17 protein-coding genes and 1 tRNA gene are annotated in these 15,689 nt (G+C 49.8%); 4 read left to right on the top strand and 14 right to left on the bottom strand.

Going from position 1 to position 15,689, the window contains the following annotated elements; translation table 11 throughout:
- Positions 1-6: 6 nt before the first annotated feature.
- The 7 genes from ahcY to rpsU all read right to left on the bottom strand — a co-directional run bounded on the left by ahcY (position 7) and on the right by rpsU (position 6,992).
- Entirely contained in the window at positions 7-1,299 is a 1,293-nt protein-coding gene (ahcY, locus tag METH11B_RS0117390; protein ID WP_036277747.1) for an adenosylhomocysteinase, read from the bottom strand.
- Positions 1,300-1,318: 19 nt separating this feature from the next.
- Positions 1,319-2,479, bottom strand: a complete 1,161-nt coding sequence (gene metK, locus METH11B_RS0117385) for a methionine adenosyltransferase (protein WP_026603105.1) — start codon at positions 2,477-2,479, stop codon at positions 1,319-1,321.
- Positions 2,480-2,547: 68 nt separating this feature from the next.
- Positions 2,548-2,624: transfer RNA gene (locus tag METH11B_RS0117380), tRNA-Ile, on the bottom strand.
- A gap of 33 nt (positions 2,625-2,657) precedes the next feature.
- Positions 2,658-4,469 (bottom strand): RNA polymerase sigma factor RpoD, encoded by a 1,812-nt coding sequence (rpoD, locus tag METH11B_RS0117375; RefSeq protein ID WP_020483608.1) that lies wholly within the window; start codon positions 4,467-4,469, stop codon positions 2,658-2,660.
- A gap of 76 nt (positions 4,470-4,545) precedes the next feature.
- The gene (dnaG, locus tag METH11B_RS0117370; protein WP_036276119.1) at positions 4,546-6,285 is read right to left on the bottom strand and encodes a DNA primase; all 1,740 of its coding nucleotides are present in this window, start codon (positions 6,283-6,285) and stop codon (positions 4,546-4,548) included.
- Positions 6,286-6,300: 15 nt separating this feature from the next.
- Positions 6,301-6,750 (bottom strand): GatB/YqeY domain-containing protein, encoded by a 450-nt coding sequence (locus METH11B_RS0117365; protein ID WP_020483610.1) that lies wholly within the window; start codon positions 6,748-6,750, stop codon positions 6,301-6,303.
- An 8-nt stretch (positions 6,751-6,758) separates the two neighbouring features.
- Positions 6,759-6,992, bottom strand: a complete 234-nt coding sequence (gene rpsU, locus METH11B_RS0117360; protein WP_020483611.1) for a 30S ribosomal protein S21 — start codon at positions 6,990-6,992, stop codon at positions 6,759-6,761.
- 104 nt (positions 6,993-7,096) lie between these two features.
- Between rpsU and tsaD the strand changes: the two genes are divergently transcribed.
- A complete protein-coding gene (tsaD, locus tag METH11B_RS0117355) occupies positions 7,097-8,107 on the top strand; it encodes a tRNA (adenosine(37)-N6)-threonylcarbamoyltransferase complex transferase subunit TsaD (protein WP_026603103.1) in 1,011 nt (336 codons plus the stop codon).
- Here tsaD and plsY read toward each other — a convergent pair whose 3' ends face one another.
- The gene (gene plsY / locus METH11B_RS0117350; protein WP_026603102.1) at positions 8,108-8,680 is read right to left on the bottom strand and encodes a glycerol-3-phosphate 1-O-acyltransferase PlsY; all 573 of its coding nucleotides are present in this window, start codon (positions 8,678-8,680) and stop codon (positions 8,108-8,110) included.
- 89 nt (positions 8,681-8,769) lie between these two features.
- Between plsY and folB the strand changes: the two genes are divergently transcribed.
- Both folB and folK read left to right on the top strand, forming a co-directional pair.
- Positions 8,770-9,123, top strand: coding sequence for a dihydroneopterin aldolase (gene folB / locus METH11B_RS0117345; RefSeq protein WP_026603101.1), 354 nt, complete (start codon positions 8,770-8,772; stop codon positions 9,121-9,123).
- Positions 9,124-9,125: 2 nt separating this feature from the next.
- The gene (folK, locus tag METH11B_RS0117340) at positions 9,126-9,608 is read left to right on the top strand and encodes a 2-amino-4-hydroxy-6-hydroxymethyldihydropteridine diphosphokinase (RefSeq protein ID WP_026603100.1); all 483 of its coding nucleotides are present in this window, start codon (positions 9,126-9,128) and stop codon (positions 9,606-9,608) included.
- A gap of 13 nt (positions 9,609-9,621) precedes the next feature.
- Here the strand turns inward: folK and METH11B_RS0117335 are convergent, their stop codons facing one another.
- Both METH11B_RS0117335 and METH11B_RS0117330 read right to left on the bottom strand, forming a co-directional pair.
- Positions 9,622-10,353, bottom strand: coding sequence for a pteridine reductase (locus tag METH11B_RS0117335; protein WP_026603099.1), 732 nt, complete (start codon positions 10,351-10,353; stop codon positions 9,622-9,624).
- Positions 10,354-10,641: a hypothetical protein gene (locus METH11B_RS0117330; protein WP_020483617.1), complete on the bottom strand. Its 288-nt coding sequence runs from the start codon at positions 10,639-10,641 to the stop codon at positions 10,354-10,356. It lies immediately after the preceding gene.
- 175 nt (positions 10,642-10,816) lie between these two features.
- On the opposite strand from METH11B_RS0117330, the gene METH11B_RS0117325 reads away from it, so the two are divergent.
- Positions 10,817-11,227, top strand: coding sequence for a hypothetical protein (locus tag METH11B_RS0117325; RefSeq protein ID WP_026603098.1), 411 nt, complete (start codon positions 10,817-10,819; stop codon positions 11,225-11,227).
- A gap of 59 nt (positions 11,228-11,286) precedes the next feature.
- On the opposite strand, the gene METH11B_RS0117320 is transcribed toward METH11B_RS0117325, so the two are convergent.
- The 4 genes from METH11B_RS0117320 to tkt all read right to left on the bottom strand — a co-directional run bounded on the left by METH11B_RS0117320 (position 11,287) and on the right by tkt (position 15,659).
- Positions 11,287-11,640 (bottom strand): DUF2782 domain-containing protein, encoded by a 354-nt coding sequence (locus METH11B_RS0117320; RefSeq protein WP_033194224.1) that lies wholly within the window; start codon positions 11,638-11,640, stop codon positions 11,287-11,289.
- A 161-nt stretch (positions 11,641-11,801) separates the two neighbouring features.
- Positions 11,802-13,202, bottom strand: a complete 1,401-nt coding sequence (locus tag METH11B_RS0117315; protein WP_026603096.1) for a hypothetical protein — start codon at positions 13,200-13,202, stop codon at positions 11,802-11,804.
- A gap of 79 nt (positions 13,203-13,281) precedes the next feature.
- Complete coding sequence (locus tag METH11B_RS0117310; protein WP_026603095.1) at positions 13,282-13,566, bottom strand: hypothetical protein; 285 nt, start codon at positions 13,564-13,566, stop codon at positions 13,282-13,284.
- A 77-nt stretch (positions 13,567-13,643) separates the two neighbouring features.
- A complete protein-coding gene (tkt, locus tag METH11B_RS0117305) occupies positions 13,644-15,659 on the bottom strand; it encodes a transketolase (RefSeq protein ID WP_026603094.1) in 2,016 nt (671 codons plus the stop codon).
- Positions 15,660-15,689: the final 30 nt, after the last annotated feature.

The raw sequence follows: 15,689 nt of genomic DNA, 5'->3' as shown, positions 1-15,689 counted from the left end.
TAATCCTTAGTAACGATAATGATCCGGTTTGTACGGACCTTCGACCGGCACATTAATATATGCCGCCTGTTCTTTGGTCAATTCGGTTAGTTTTACACCGATTTGCGCCAAGTGCGAACGCGCGACTTTTTCGTCTAGTTTTTTCGGCAACACATAGACTTTGTTTTCGTAGCTGGCGGCATTGCTCCAAAGCTCCATTTGCGCCAATACTTGGTTGCAAAACGAGTTGGACATTACGAAGCTAGGATGACCCGTGGCGCAGCCCAAATTCACCAGACGACCTTCAGCCAACACGATGATGCGCTTGCCGTCAGGGAAGATGACATGATCGACCTGCGGCTTGATGTTTTCCCAGGTGTAGTGGCGTAAGGACGCAATATCGATTTCCGAATCGAAATGGCCGATATTGCAGACGATAGCCTGATCACGCATCGCTTTCATGTGATCGTGAGTAATGACCCCGACGTTGCCCGTAGCCGTAACAAAGATGTTGGCAATAGGCGCCGCTTCGTCCATTGTTACTACACGATAACCTTCCATTGCTGCCTGCAATGCGCAGATCGGATCAATTTCGGTAATCAAAACAGTGGCGCCCAAACCGCGCAGCGATTGCGCGCAACCTTTACCTACATCGCCATAGCCGCAGACCACGGCAATTTTACCGGCCACCATGACGTCAGTAGCACGCTTGATACCGTCGACCAAAGACTCGCGGCAACCGTACAGGTTGTCGAATTTGGATTTAGTGACCGAATCGTTGACGTTAAAGGCTGGTACTTTAAGCGTACCTTTCGCCACCATTTCAGTCAGACGCAACACGCCGGTGGTGGTTTCTTCCGACAAGCCTTTCACATCCGCCATCAATTCGGGGAAGTTATTGTGCATCATGGTTGTCAGGTCACCACCGTCGTCCAAGATCATATTCGGACGCCAGCCGTTAGGGCCGATAATGGTTTGTTCGATACACCATTCAGCTTCGGCCTCGGTTTCGCCTTTCCAGGCAAAAACCGGAATACCGGCAGCGGCTATCGCGGCGGCGGCATGATCCTGCGTAGAAAATATATTGCAAGACGACCAACGTACTTCTGCACCCAATGCTGTCAGCGTTTCTATCAATACCGCAGTTTGGATAGTCATATGCAGACAACCGGCGATACGCGCGCCTTTTAACGGCTGTTGGGCGCCGAACTCGGCACGCAAAGCCATCAAACCGGGCATTTCGGTTTCGGCGATATTAATTTCTTTACGACCCCATTCCGCCAGGGCTAAATCGGCAACTTTGTAATCGGCTTGGCTCATAATATTTTCCTGATCCTGGTTAAATACCGGCCGCATCTTTCAATGCTTCGGCTTTGTCGGTTTTTTCCCAGCTGAAGCTGGCTTCGTTGCGACCAAAATGGCCGTAAGACGCGGTTGGGCGATAAATGGGTTTTAACAAATCCAATTGCGCAATCAAACCTTTTGGTCGCAAGTCAAAATGCTCCCGCACGATTTGCACCAAACGTTCTTCCTCGATTTTACCGGTACCAAAGGTTTCAATACTGATGGAAGTCGGTTCCGCAACACCAATGGCATAAGACACCTGGATTTCGCAACGCTCTGCCAAGCCGGCAGCAACGATATTTTTTGCTACATAGCGCCCCATGTAAGCCGCTGATCTATCCACTTTTGACGGATCTTTACCAGAGAACGCACCACCACCATGGCGCGCCATACCGCCGTAAGTATCGACAATAATTTTACGACCGGTCAAACCGCAATCGCCTACAGGCCCGCCAATGATGAATTGCCCGGTAGGATTGATGAAATACTTGGTGTCTTTGTGCAGCCACTCTTTCGGCAAAGTCGGCAGGATGATTTCATCCATCACCGCTTCTTCAAGCTGTTTGCCACCGATCTCCGGGGAATGCTGGGTAGACAAAACAACTGCATCAATGGCGACCGGTTTGTTGTTTTCGTAACGGAAAGTCACCTGACTTTTTGCGTCCGGACGTAGCCATGTCAGGGTTTTATTCTTACGCACCAAGGCTTGTCTCTCAACCAAGCGATGCGCGTAGGTGATGGGGGCCGGCATTAATACATCGGTTTCGTTGCTGGCATAACCAAACATTAAACCTTGGTCGCCGGCGCCTTGTTCGTGGTCTTCGGATTCATCGACACCCATCGCAATATCCGCCGATTGTTTACCAATGGCATTCAATACCGCGCAGCTATTACCGTCAAAACCGATTTCGCCGTTGTCGTAACCGATATCGCAAACTACTTTTCTTACCAATTCTTCGGTATCCACCCAAGCATTCGTGGTAATTTCGCCGGCCAAAACCACCATGCCGGTCTTGACCAATGTTTCGCAGGCTACCCTGGAACGCGGGTCTTGAGCCAGCAAGGCGTCAACAACAGCATCGGAAATTTGGTCAGCAACTTTGTCCGGATGACCTTCCGAAACAGACTCTGAGGTAAAAAGGTAGTTTTTATTCACGGTTACACCCTCGCCAAAATTAAAACTTGCGCGTATAAAAAAAGGCCGCGCAAACGGCCTGTTATCTGTGGTGGGCCCTGTAGGACTTGAACCTACGACCTGCCGATTATGAGTCGGAAGCTCTAACCAACTGAGCTAAGGGCCCTTAATTATCTAGCCTACGAATAATAGAAACGCCTTACTCGCCGTCAAGAAAACATCTCAACTGCTCTGATCTGGAAGGATGTCTTAATTTCCGCAGCGCTTTCGCTTCGATCTGACGAATCCGCTCACGGGTCACGTCAAACTGTTTACCAACCTCTTCCAACGTATGGTCGGTGTTCATGTTGATACCGAAACGCATCCGAAGCACCTTGGCCTCTCTAGCTGTCAAGCCCGCCAATACATTTTGAGTAGACTCGCGAAGGCCGGCGATTGTAGCAGACTCTACCGGCGAAAGCATCTTGGAATCTTCAATAAAATCACCCAAATGCGAATCTTCGTCGTCACCAATCGGTGTCTCCATTGAAATCGGCTCTTTGGCGATCTTCAACACTTTGCGAATTTTGTCCTCGGGCATTTCCATACGCTCAGCCAATTCTTCAGGCGTGGCTTCCCGACCCAATTCTTGCAAAATCTGTCTGGAGACGCGATTCAGCTTGTTAATGGTCTCGATCATGTGCACCGGAATACGAATAGTTCTGGCCTGATCAGCAATGGAACGGGTAATCGCCTGACGGATCCACCATGTTGCGTATGTAGAAAATTTGTAGCCGCGCCGATATTCAAATTTATCGACAGCCTTCATCAGACCGATGTTACCTTCCTGAATCAAATCCAGAAACTGCAAGCCGCGATTGGTGTATTTTTTGGCGATAGAAATAACCAAACGCAAATTAGCTTCGATCATTTCCTTTTTAGCGCGTCTCGCCTTAGCTTCACCTAGGGAGATACTACGACAAATACTTTTCAGGACCGCAATACTCAAGCCGTAGCGAGACTCGATATCGGCCAATCGCTGCTGTGCAGCCCTAATATTATCGCGGTGACTGCTGAAAACCTCGGAAAAATTAGGCCTCGCAGCGATAAACTGATCCAGCCACTCAAGGTTAGCCTCATTCTCCGCAAAAGCGTTGATAAAGTCCTTACGCGGCATTTTTGCTTTCTTAACGCAAACATCCAGTATAAAACGCTCTTCTTCGCGAATAGCTGAAATCAACTCTTCAGAAATCGATACCATTTTTTTCAAATACTGCGGCGTCCATTTAAACTCGCAAAATATTTCGTCTATCGCATCGAACAGTTTTTCGGTTTTGTCATGGCCGTAACCATGCTTTTTAACTGAGGTTGTCGCGGCTTTTAAAGCCTTTCTGAGTAAATCGACTTTTTGCTTAACTTCTTCGTAATCGACTGTTTTGCTCTCTTCTTCAGCATCCTCAGCGGGCTCTTCAATCTCAATACCGCTGACGTCAATGTCCTCAACCTCTGTGAGATCGACAAAACCCAACACCAAATCGTTGAGTCGCACGCCGGAGTCTTCAACCTGAACGGAATCAAAGGCGTCTATAAAAGACTCTACGATGAATCCGGAGCGAGCAATAGCACCTACTACTTGGCGCTGCCCCTCTTCAATCCGTTTCGCAATCTTTAGTTCTTCCTCACGAGTCAACAACTCGACCGAACCCATTTCGCGCATATATAAGCGCACGGGGTCAGTAGTTCTGCCGAACTCGCTATCGACAGACGCCAAGGCCGCGACTTCAGCCACTTCCTCGTCGTCATCTGCAGTGACTACGGCATCAGAGGTGATCAGTGAGTCGTCGTCATCCGGCGCCACCTCATAAACCTGAATCCCCATATCATTGATCATGCCGATAATATCGTCGATTTGCTCGGGATCGATAATATCGCTAGGCAAATGGTCGTTGACTTCCGCATAAGTTAAATAACCCTGCGCCTTACCTTTTGCTATCAGTTGTTTCAGTTGGGATTGCTGTTGTTCTTGATTCATTCTTTACTCACAATACGTTTTCAGCACCAAGCGCCGCAGAACAGGAAATTATAACGGCAAAAATTAATGCGGTCACCTAAGCCTTGTCCCTTAAAAGCTTCCGCAGTACCTCTTTTTCTTCAATCATTAAGCCTTCTCGACTCTCCTTCTCGATCAATCGGGTTAGCATAGCTTCCTTGGCCTGTTTGCAAAGTTGTTGCAACGCACCGCAAAACTCGGACTCTTCCCCGCCCACCGGCACATCGAGATCTAAACTAGCTAAAGCTTTTACAGCTTTTTCCTGGGATGTTCCTCGGAAAGACTCCAACAAGATGGCGCTATTTTCTGGCTTTTCAAGGGCGATCCGCTGCAAAACCTCTCTTAATAACTCGACCCCGGCAAAACTCAGATCATCGAGCACGACTCCCTCACGCTCAATCAAACTTGCAAAATGCGGGTGTTGAAGTAACAACCCTAAGACCTTGCGAGCCAAACTGATTCTTGGCGAGGAGATGCCTTTTTTGCCGACATCAAATTTAGACTTAAGTCTAGCCTGATTTTCGACAACATCCACAGCAATTCGGGAACCCGACAACTCCTGCAAACGGGTAAACATCATTTCCCTAAAAAACCCGGCAGGGACCTTTTCCAGTAAAGGTGTTGCCGCCGCCAGCAACTGAGACCGCCCCTCAACGGTTGTCAATTCCAATTGACCGACAATATTCTCGAAAAAGTAATCAGACAAGACCTGCGCATTACCAATTCGTTCCATAAACGCGGATAAATTTTCAGCGCGCAACAGAGAATCAGGATCTTGCCCCTGCGGCAATAGCATTATTTTGATTTGCCTACCATCACGCAAACAAGGTAAAGCAGCATCGGTAGCCTTCCAGGCCGCCTGCCTACCGGCATTGTCACCATCGAAACAAAACACCAATTCGGAGGTAAATCGGAACAATAAATCGATTTGCGCTTTCGAAGTCGCAGTACCCAGAGCAGCGACCGCATTGAAAATACCAAACTGAGCCAGGGCAATCACATCCATATAGCCCTCTACCACCAGTATCCGGCTGGGCTTACTATTCTTTTCTAAAAGCTCACAAAGCCCATAAAGCTCCTTACTTTTAGAAAAAACCGCAGTCTCGGGCGAATTAAGGTATTTTGGCAAAGAGTCATCCAGTACTCGGCCACCAAACCCCACTACCCGCTTCCGTTTATCTCGAATCGGAAACATCAATCTCCCCCGAAAGCGGTCGTAAACCTTGCCATCATCCCTGACCACCAGCATACCAGCGTCGATCAACTCCGCTTGACCGAAACGCGCCACCAGAGCATCCCATTTATTCGGCGCATAACCCAGGGAAAAATCTCGCGCTACCTCACCACTAATGCCCCTGGCTTTCATATACTCTACAGCTTGCCGACCTTCCGGATTTCCGCGCAATTGCTCCGCATAAAACCCGGCGACCCCCGCCAAAACCTCGTAAACATGCAACACATTTTTTTTATCAGGCAGCCCAGACTCGCCATCAATCAAATCCCTAGGCACATCCACGCCTGCAAAGGCCGCCAAATCTTCGACCGCCTCGACAAAGCCCAGATGATTAAATTCCATCAAAAAGCTGATCGCGTTACCGCCGGCGCCGCAACCGAAACAGTGATAAATCTGCCGACCGCGATTGACTGAAAAGCTTGGAGTTTTTTCCGTGTGGAATGGGCAGCGCGCCATAAAATTGCTGCCGGATTTTTTAAGGGGGACGCGCGAATCGATTAGATCGACAATATCGACCCGCACCAAAAGATCATCTATAAACTGACGAGGTATCCTGCCGGACATGTTACCGACAAGATATTAAGCGATAAAACAGGCCTTAATTCTCGCACTGACATTCGCCATGTCAGCTCTACCTTGCATTTGCGGCTTAAGCAAAGCCATCACACCACCCATGTCTTTTACCGATGTAGCGCCCACTTCAGCTATAGCATCGGCGACCATGCCATCGATTTCAGCATCGCTAAGCGGTTGCGGGAGAAAATCCTGAATAACCAACACTTCAGCCTCCTCGATTTCCGCCAGATCGTTGCGACTGGCATCTCGGAATTGCTTGATGGACTCGCGCCGCTGCTTCAGCATTTTGTCGAGCACCAGTATGATTCTCTCATCACTTAGCTCGATACGCTCGTCGACTTCAACTTGCTTGATGGCAGCCAAAATCATGCGGATCACGCCCAACCTAGCTTTTTCGCCGCTTTTCATCGCGGCTTTCATATCGTCCGTGATACGTTTTTTTAACGCATCCATTGTCTTCCTTAAATTTGCGGACGACCGCGACGTAAGTTTTTCAACGCATAACGCTCGCGTGCCAGCTTTTTCAAATGACGTTTAACTGCCGCAGCACCTTTGCGCTTACGCTCGGTGGTTGGCTTTTCATAAAACTCGCGACGACGTACTTCAGCCAAAACACCGGCTTTTTCGCACGCACGTTTAAAGCGACGAATCGCGATGTCAAAATGTTCGTTTTCTTTAACTTTAACTGATGGCATTATCAATAATCCGATTTATGTTAGTATCTTTTGACGCTATCGGCGATAGCAAGCCCGCCGAAAACGGCCGATTATACTCATAAAATTCTTTTATTCAAAAACTAATGTACGTTTTAGGCATAGAAAGCTCTTGCGACGAAACGGCAGTCGCCGTGTACCATGCTAGCAAGGGCTTAATTGCCCACACCTTATACAGCCAAATTGCCACGCATGCCGAGTATGGCGGCGTCGTTCCTGAGCTAGCCTCAAGAGACCATATCCGCAAATTGGTTCCGCTGATCAAAACGCTATTAAAAGAAGCCAAATTAACCGCCAAAGACATTGAAGGCATTGCCTATACCGCCGGCCCCGGCTTAATGGGATCGCTACTAGTCGGCGCCGCCACAGCTCAAAGCTTAGCCTGGACCTGGCAAATACCTGCTATTGCCGTGCATCATATGGAAGGCCATTTATTAGCACCGATGCTGGAGGATAATCCGCCCGCCTACCCGTTCGTCGCATTACTCATTTCAGGCGGCCATACCCTGCTTATCGAAGTCCGCGCGATTGGCAAATACCGCTTACTTGGCGAATCACTGGACGATGCCGCGGGCGAAGCTTTCGACAAAACCGCAAAGCTCTTAGGCCTGGACTATCCGGGCGGCCCCAAATTGGCTGAGTTAGCGCGCAGCGGCCAAAACCGCTTTAAATTCCCAAGACCAATGACCGACAGACCAGGATTGGAATTTAGTTTTAGTGGCCTGAAAACCTTCACAATGAACGCCCTGCATGCCACCGAGCAAACCGAGCAGGACAAAGCGGATATCGCTTTCGCATTTCAACAAGCCGTTGCGGAAACATTAAGCATCAAATGCAAAAGGGCTTTACAACAGACGCAGTTGAAAACACTGGTAGTGGCTGGCGGCGTGAGCGCCAACCACGAAATCCGGAAACAATTACAACAGATGGCCGTAAAAGAAGGAGCAGAAATACGCTTTCCCCGTCCGGAATTTTGCACCGATAACGGCGCGATGATTGCCTATGCGGGATGCCAAAGATTAATGGCGGGGCAAACCCAAAATCTGGAAATCTTTGCCCGGCCGCGCTGGCCGATGGAGCAGCTAATCAGCCTTTGATCAAGACTCTTGCCCAGCCAGTAGCCGCTGAATATTACTCTTATGCCGCCACAGCAAAATCAGAGAAATAATGGTGAAGGTAGTGGTCAAATTGACATCGCCGACAATCAGCCAAACATACAGAGGCGTTAATGTTGCCGCCACCAAAGCGGCCAACGACGAAATTTTGCCTATTTTGTAAACGACAAACCAGGTGGCGGCAACCACCAAACCCAGCAGCCAAGCAACACCGAGCGTCACACCCAGCGATGTTGCCACGCCTTTGCCACCTTTAAATTCAAAAAAAATCGGATAAAGATGCCCCAAAAAAGCGGCAAACACCACCAAGGACAGCACCTGGCTGTCTACAGCCAATGCCTTCGCCAATATCACCGGCAACAGCCCTTTTAAAGCGTCACCCACCAAGGTAATCGCCGCTGCCTTCTTACCGCCGATACGCATCACATTGGTTGCCCCCGGATTACCGGAACCGTTTTCCCGAGGATCCGCCAAACCCATCATCTTACATACGATAATCGCGCTCGACACCGAGCCGGTTAAGTAGGCCAAAGGCACCAACAACCAATCCATCATTTAATCAACCTCTCGTCAATACTTGTACAGCGGCGCTATTTACTCGATACTGCCGCCTCTTCAAGAAATATAATAACCGGAAAGCAACGATGGACATCATCTTTTTAGGCGGGCTTGAAATCGATACCGTAATCGGTATTTACGACTGGGAAAGGAAGATCAAACAAAAAATCATCCTGGACATCGAAATGGGCTTTGACATCCAAAAAGCCGCCGCCAGCGACGACATCACACACACACTAGACTATAAAGCCGTTTCGGATCGCGTTGTCAGCTTTGTCGAGCACAGCGAATTTTATTTGGTGGAAAAGCTGATAGAAGAAATTGCCGGAATTTTACGCAGCGAATTTGCGATTCCGTGGGTAAAGATCACCCTAAACAAAAAAGGCGCCATTAGCCGCGCTCGTGACGTCGGCATCATCATCGAACGCGGCGAAAGATAGTCATGCCTACCGGATTTATCAGCATCGGCAGCAATATAGATAAGGAAATCCACATTCCCTCCAGCCTGGAAACACTACGTGAACTGTTCGGAGAACTGACAATTTCCAGCATCTTCGAAAGCGAGCCGGTGGGCTTTGTTGGCGACAGCTTTCATAACCTAGTCGTGCAATTCGAATCGACATTATCCGCGAAAGAAGTCGCCAAATTGCTAAAACAAATCGAATTGGACCATGGCCGCAGCAGGGAGAGCCAAAAATTCTCCGCCAGAACGCTGGATTTGGACTTGATTTTATACGGCGACCAAATTATCAGCGACGGCAGACTACAAATTCCACGCGATGAAATAGAACACTATGCCTTCGTGCTGGAACCTTTGGCGGAAATTGCGCCAAACGCCACTCATCCGATAAGCAAGCGTTGTTACAAAGATCTTTGGCATGATTTCGACAAACGCGATTTACGCCAAACCAAACTCGAGAAATAACGCTCTGAAACCTTTACCGAAACAGAGTCCGTCCACCATCCACAGTCAATACTTGGCCGGTAATATAATCGGCGTTTCCAACCAAAAACCTTACTGCTTTAGCAATATCGTCTGCTTCGCCGCAACGCTGCAAAGCCACTTTTTTTAAGATTTCCACCCGCTCCGCGTCAGCTACATCTTGTTCCGGCCATAAAATGGCCCCCGGAGCCACCGCATTAACGCGAACTTCCGGCGCCATTTCCCTGGCCAATACCTTCGTCATCGCCACCAAGCCGGCTTTAGCCATACTGTATACCGGATAGCCCGGCAATCCTGTTTCCGCGTGAATATCGGCGATATTGACGATACAGCCCCGTTTAGCTTTTAGTGACGACCACAACGCTTGCGACAAAAAGAACGGCGCTTTCAGATTGCTGGCCATTGTCAAATCCCAATCCTGTTCCGTAACCTGCCCGATGGGCACTGATTGAAACAACGACGCGTTGTTCACCAAGACATCGACATCACCCCATTGAGTAAGCGCTTCTTCAGCCAACTTCTGGATGCTACTGAATACCGATAAATCGGCGTTTAATAACCTTGCCGAATCGGCTCGCACAGCATTCAACTCAACGGCTAAACGTAAAGCGTCTGCATCGGAGCGGTTGTAATGCAAAATCACATTACACCCCTCACTGTGCAGTAACCGGACACACGCCGCGCCGATACGTCTTGCCGCACCGGTAATCAGCACATTTTTAGACACTTATTGACCAGCGGCAGGCAAACTGGAGATCAATTTTTTTCTGATAAGATAACAAGCAGCCAGCGCGACGAACACCGGTAATTGGGTTAGCAAAAATTCAGTCACCGAATGCTTGGTTACCATGCCAGCCAGAGGCACCACGATCAGCATCTTGGATAACCACCAAGTCAGCCAGTACCCTATCAGACCAATCACAGACCAATTAATTAACGGACCGCCGTGATTTTTAGCCGTCAAATAAAACCAAACCAAGGTCAAAATACCGCATAACTTAGCCAGAAATAACATCTTCTCCCCCATTTTTATTGTTGTAAAAAGCAAACCAGACCGTAACTCAATGTAAACCAATCCCGGCAGAAAGATCAAATCAATACCATCAGACCGCTTATAGCTTGTGCTTCAAACTTGCAGACTTAGAACATATAATCGCCGCCATCCTAAAACAAGAACATGAGGAATACCCATGCACGCACGTCTTTTTGCCATAGCATTGCTAACTATCGGTTTTGGCAATTCTGCTTGGTCGCAATCCACACCGAGCCATGGCGGCCACGGCGGAGCGAGCGGCGGAGATGCTGGCGGATGCATCAATGCTAAAATTAGCCGCTATACGCCGGAACATTTAGCCACAGTCAGACCGGGCTCAGAGTTTTCGTTCGCGGTTTCCGGCAGCAATGGCCCAGGCCACATTCACGTCAGCATTAAACAGCAACCGGTCTCGGTTCAAATTGAAGACAAGGACACGTTCTATTTGGTAAAAGGTAAACTGCCTGACGAGCTTAAAAACACTGTCGTCAGAATCTCGGTAAAAGCCAAAGCAAAAGTCAGTAAATGCGATGCGGACGGCGGCTGGCTGTTAAAAGTTTCCGAATGATCTCAGGTGCAATGCCGGCAAGATACACTCAATTAGATAAATTGTTTTCGATCACAAGATCAGTTGAAATCCCATTCGAACAGTGTCCACTTGTTGATATTGGTGTTTTCGTCCAAATCATTTTTCTTCACATCCATCTGCTCATCACCGTTAGTATCCAACATATAGTAGGCCGGCCCTACCTGGGGCTGGATTTTCACCATGTATAGCTTGCCGTTGCGGCGAAACTCCTGGATAGTGTCTTTGCCTTTACGAATAATGGTAATGTCGGGCTCCATCTCTTCCCCGGACTGCACCGGAGCCGGCAAATCAGGCGGCTCCGGAACCGGCGCCAATTCATTGGCATCAGGGCCTGCGGCAAAAGCAAAGATCGGTAAAAACAGCATCAAGCTAAAACCCAATAAACGAGACATCAAGATCCCTGCAAAAATTTGAATGTGGGCGGTCATGATAATACAGATTCGGTAATGCCGCATAAATCCCTGGCTTGCCGACACCCTTCGACGCACTAAAACTAGCAGGCATAAAAAAGCCGGCACTACCAAAAGGAAGTGCCGGCTTAATCAGCTAGACTTTAGGCTTGTTTACGTAAGTACTTCTCTACACCCGTCGTTCTAGCCACAACCTCGTCCTTGGACTGCAAGGCTTGCTTTGCCATGTAACGCGCGACACCCGACACGCCAGGCGCATCCTTCGCTAATGCATCCTGTTTGGACATATATCTGGCTACACCAGTGAGTTCTTTCGAATCCTTATCCAGCAACTCATGTTTAGTGACATATCGGCTAACCGAGCTCACTTCGGCAACAGGTTTTTGCGCTAATATTTGCTTGGCTAAATACTTGCTGACACCCGTAGGCGGCGGCAACTGTCTGGTCAATATTGCCTGCTTGGCAAGGTAACGGGCAACACCGGTTAAAGGCTCTGCCTGACTTTGCAATTGCAACTGTTTAGCCAGATATTTGGCAACACCGGTTGGCTTTGGTGCTTGCTGAGCAGACGCAGCCTGTCTGGCAAGGTAACGCTCAACAGCGGAACCCTCAAATGCCAACTCCTCGGCCAATTCTTGCTGAGCATTTTGTTCTTGATTCAACTGGGCCTCCGCTTTTTCCTGTTGAGCTAGCGCTTCCGCTGCAACATATCGTGCAATCAAAGCCGCAGCGGCCGCTTTTCTCTCCGCCGCCGCCTGTTCCGCCAAAAATTTAGCCACGCCGGTTAAAGGGGCCTGTTCTTTCAATAAGCGTTCCTGTTGAGCGACATACTTAGCCACACCGGTTACTAATGGCGCATCTTTTGCCAACAAAGCTTGTTTGGTGACGTATTTGCTCACACCAGTTGCTATTGGCGCTTCTTTTGCCAATACATCTTGCTTCAATACATATTTGGCAACGCCTGTAACCAATGGCGTCGAACCGATCTGCATATTTTGCCGAATGACGTATTTAGCGACATTGGTCACCGCATGGTCTTCGCGATCATTTTTGGTAATGTATTTAGAAACCCCAGTCACCGGCGCTTCTTTAGACAAAATGGACTGTTTGATCAGGTATTTAGCCACCCGAGTAACCGGGTTTTCCGCTTGTTGAGTCAAATATTTATCGACGCCTGTCGCAACCGGCTCGCTCTCGGTAAATTCTTCGACAACTTCTTCCACTACGTCTTCGATAACTTCTTCAACTTCTTCTTCTACTGCTTCCTCGACAACCGGCTCCACAACAGCCACCTCTTCGGCGGCTTTCCGGGCAGCTTCCAATTGTGCTTGTAAGGCTAGATATTTCGCCACCCCGGTCAACGGCTGGCCGTTTTCGTCCAGTTCCGGCTTAGGCGGCTCAAGTTTTTGCAGATAACGGGCTACACCGGTCAATTGCGCGTCTTCGCTGTCGACACGAGAATAAGCTTCTGACCGACTATCACTACTGCTCGAATTGTCGAACAAAAAGCCGAATAAGCTATTCATCAAACTGTTTGTTGCCATTTGAGAATACTCCTGAATGTAATAATTGTTATGTGTCTAGACGACGAGTTCATCAAATTCACGGTATAGCCTAAAAATACTAGGAACCCGCTGCGCTGAATACTACTTTAGGCTGAAAATTGGCTGCCGGGTACTTGGCGTCAATTTCTGAGGTCTGCTCATGCTTTGTTTCGGCGCAAGGCGCGCTAGAATTACTGGTAGCGGCGACCGGAGAGCTGGCCTTGGCTACTTCAGCAATAGCCGGATCTCTATAGACAACCTTAGGTTGAAAATCCGCAGCAGGATAATCTTGAGCACTGACCGCGGCCGATACGGCTAACAGCAAGCCCGTTAAAAACTTCTTAATCAATTGCGTGTTTATCATGATTCCACCTTACTCTATTGATTAAAGACAAGCCCGCCGGCAACATTGTCACCGACAGGCCTTTTACTTAGTGCCTATTAAAGCACAGCTTCCACATTAGCGACGACATTGTCCACGGTGAAGCCGAACTCTTTGAAGAGTTGACCTGCCGGGGCCGATTCGCCGAAACGGTCCAATCCTACGACTCTACCCGCGCTGCCGGCATATTTCCACCAGCTGTCGGTTACTCCCGCTTCTACTACCACGCGCTTGGTGACGCTTGGCGGCAATACGCTGTCTTTGTACGCTTGGTCTTGCGCTTCAAAGACGTTGGTCGATGGCAAGGACACCACGCGGATGTTTTTGCCTTTGGCTTCCAGCGCTTCAGCGGCTTTAACCGCCAATTCCACTTCAGAGCCGGTGGCAATGATGATGGCATCCGGGGTACCGGCACTGTCTTTCAGGATGTAGCCACCTTTACTGATGCCGTCAATCTGGGCTTGGCTGCGCGCCATGTGCGCCAGGTTTTGCCGGGAAAAGATCAGGGTGCTTGGTCCGTCAGTGCGTTCGATCGCGACTTTCCAGCACACGGCCGACTCGACGGCGTCGCAAGGACGCCAGACCTGCATGTTCGGAATCATGCGCAGGGTGGCGGTTTGTTCGACGGGTTGGTGAGTCGGACCGTCTTCGCCCAGACCGATAGAGTCGTGGGTGTAAACGAAGATGGTCGGAATTTTCATCAACGCGGCCATGCGCAGGGCGTTACGGGCGTATTCACTGAACATCAGGAAGGTAGCGCCGTAGGGCTTGAAGCCACCGTGCAGGGTGATGCCGTTCATGATGGCGGACATACCGAATTCACGCACACCGTAGTAGACGTAGTTGCCGTCGAAGCCCGGTTGGTTGACGTCTTTGCAGCCGGACCACAGGGTCAGGTTGGAGCCGGCCAAGTCGGCGGAACCGCCCAGCAGTTCGGGCAACAAGGGGCCAAAGCCGTTCAGGGTGTTTTGTGAGGCTTTACGGCTGGCGATGGTTTCGCCTTTTTCGTTGACGGCGGCGATGAAGGCGCTGGATTTTGCCGCCCAATCGGCTGGCAGTTCATTTTTGATGACCCGACGTTCGAATTCGGCCGCCAGTTCAGGATGTGCGGCTTTGTAGGCAGCAAATTTGGCGTTCCAGGCGCTTTCCAGTTGGGCACCTTTGGCGTTGGCATCCCAACCGGCTTTGATGTCGGCAGGAATGTCGAACGGCGCATGCGGCCAACCCAGATTTTCACGGGTCAGGGCAATTTCCGCTTCACCTAAGGCCGCACCGTGGCATTCTTCTTTGCCTTGTTTGTTCGGCGAACCGAAACCGATGGTGGTTTGGCAGCAGATAATGCTCGGTTTGTCGGTGACTTTTTTAGCGGCTTCGATGGCGGCTTTGACAGCATCGGCATCGTGACCGTCGACTTTAGGGATGACATGCCAACCGTAGGCTTCGAAACGTTTGGGGGTATCGTCCAGGAACCAGCCGGCGACATTGCCATGACCACGCACTTCACCATCGATAGAGATGTTGTTGTCGTCGTAGAAGGCGATCAGTTTGCCCAGCTTCATGGAGCCGGCCAGGGAGCAGGCTTCGTGGGAGATACCTTCCATCAAGCAGCCGTCACCCAGGAAGACGTAGGTGTGGTGGTCGACGATGTCGTGGCCCGGACGGTTGAATTGACCGGCCAGGGTGCGTTCTGCCAGGGCAAAACCGACCGCGTTGGTGATACCTTGCCCCAGTGGACCCGTAGTGGTTTCGACCCCTTCGGTGTAGCCGTATTCAGGGTGTCCTGGGGTTTGCGAGTGCAGTTGGCGGAACTGTTTCAGTTCTTCGATCGGCAAATTGTAGCCGGCCAAGTGCAGCAAAGAATAAATCAGCATAGAGCCGTGGCCGTTGGACAGGATGAAGCGGTCGCGGTTAGGCCATTTAGGGTTGCTGGGGTTGTGCTGCAGAAAATCGTTCCACAATACTTCTGCGATGTCGGCCATCCCCATCGGTGCACCGGGGTGCCCGGAGTTGGCTTTCTGTACGGCGTCCATGCTGAGTGCGCGGATGGCGTTCGCTAAGTCTCGGCGCGAAGGCATGTTTAATTCTCCTTTGAATCTGGTAGTGCG

This window comes from Methylomonas sp. 11b (genome assembly GCF_000515215.1).
In the GTDB taxonomy this organism is placed as follows: domain Bacteria; phylum Pseudomonadota; class Gammaproteobacteria; order Methylococcales; family Methylomonadaceae; genus Methylomonas.
This window is presented reverse-complemented; position numbering and strand designations above follow the sequence as displayed.

Coding starts and splice junctions, on each gene's coding strand:
- ahcY (WP_036277747.1), bottom strand. CDS start 1,299: ATGAGCCAAGCCGATTACAAAGTTGCCGATTTAGCCCTGGCGGAATGG.
- rpoD (WP_020483608.1), bottom strand. CDS start 4,469: ATGAATCAAGAACAACAGCAATCCCAACTGAAACAACTGATAGCAAAA.
- dnaG (WP_036276119.1), bottom strand. CDS start 6,285: ATGTCCGGCAGGATACCTCGTCAGTTTATAGATGATCTTTTGGTGCGG.
- METH11B_RS0117365 (WP_020483610.1), bottom strand. CDS start 6,750: ATGGATGCGTTAAAAAAACGTATCACGGACGATATGAAAGCCGCGATG.
- rpsU (WP_020483611.1), bottom strand. CDS start 6,992: ATGCCATCAGTTAAAGTTAAAGAAAACGAACATTTTGACATCGCGATT.
- tsaD (WP_026603103.1), top strand. CDS start 7,097: ATGTACGTTTTAGGCATAGAAAGCTCTTGCGACGAAACGGCAGTCGCC.
- plsY (WP_026603102.1), bottom strand. CDS start 8,680: ATGATGGATTGGTTGTTGGTGCCTTTGGCCTACTTAACCGGCTCGGTG.
- folB (WP_026603101.1), top strand. CDS start 8,770: ATGGACATCATCTTTTTAGGCGGGCTTGAAATCGATACCGTAATCGGT.
- folK (WP_026603100.1), top strand. CDS start 9,126: ATGCCTACCGGATTTATCAGCATCGGCAGCAATATAGATAAGGAAATC.
- METH11B_RS0117330 (WP_020483617.1), bottom strand. CDS start 10,641: ATGTTATTTCTGGCTAAGTTATGCGGTATTTTGACCTTGGTTTGGTTT.
- METH11B_RS0117325 (WP_026603098.1), top strand. CDS start 10,817: ATGCACGCACGTCTTTTTGCCATAGCATTGCTAACTATCGGTTTTGGC.
- METH11B_RS0117320 (WP_033194224.1), bottom strand. CDS start 11,640: ATGTCTCGTTTATTGGGTTTTAGCTTGATGCTGTTTTTACCGATCTTT.
- METH11B_RS0117315 (WP_026603096.1), bottom strand. CDS start 13,202: ATGGCAACAAACAGTTTGATGAATAGCTTATTCGGCTTTTTGTTCGAC.
- METH11B_RS0117310 (WP_026603095.1), bottom strand. CDS start 13,566: ATGATAAACACGCAATTGATTAAGAAGTTTTTAACGGGCTTGCTGTTA.
- tkt (WP_026603094.1), bottom strand. CDS start 15,659: ATGCCTTCGCGCCGAGACTTAGCGAACGCCATCCGCGCACTCAGCATG.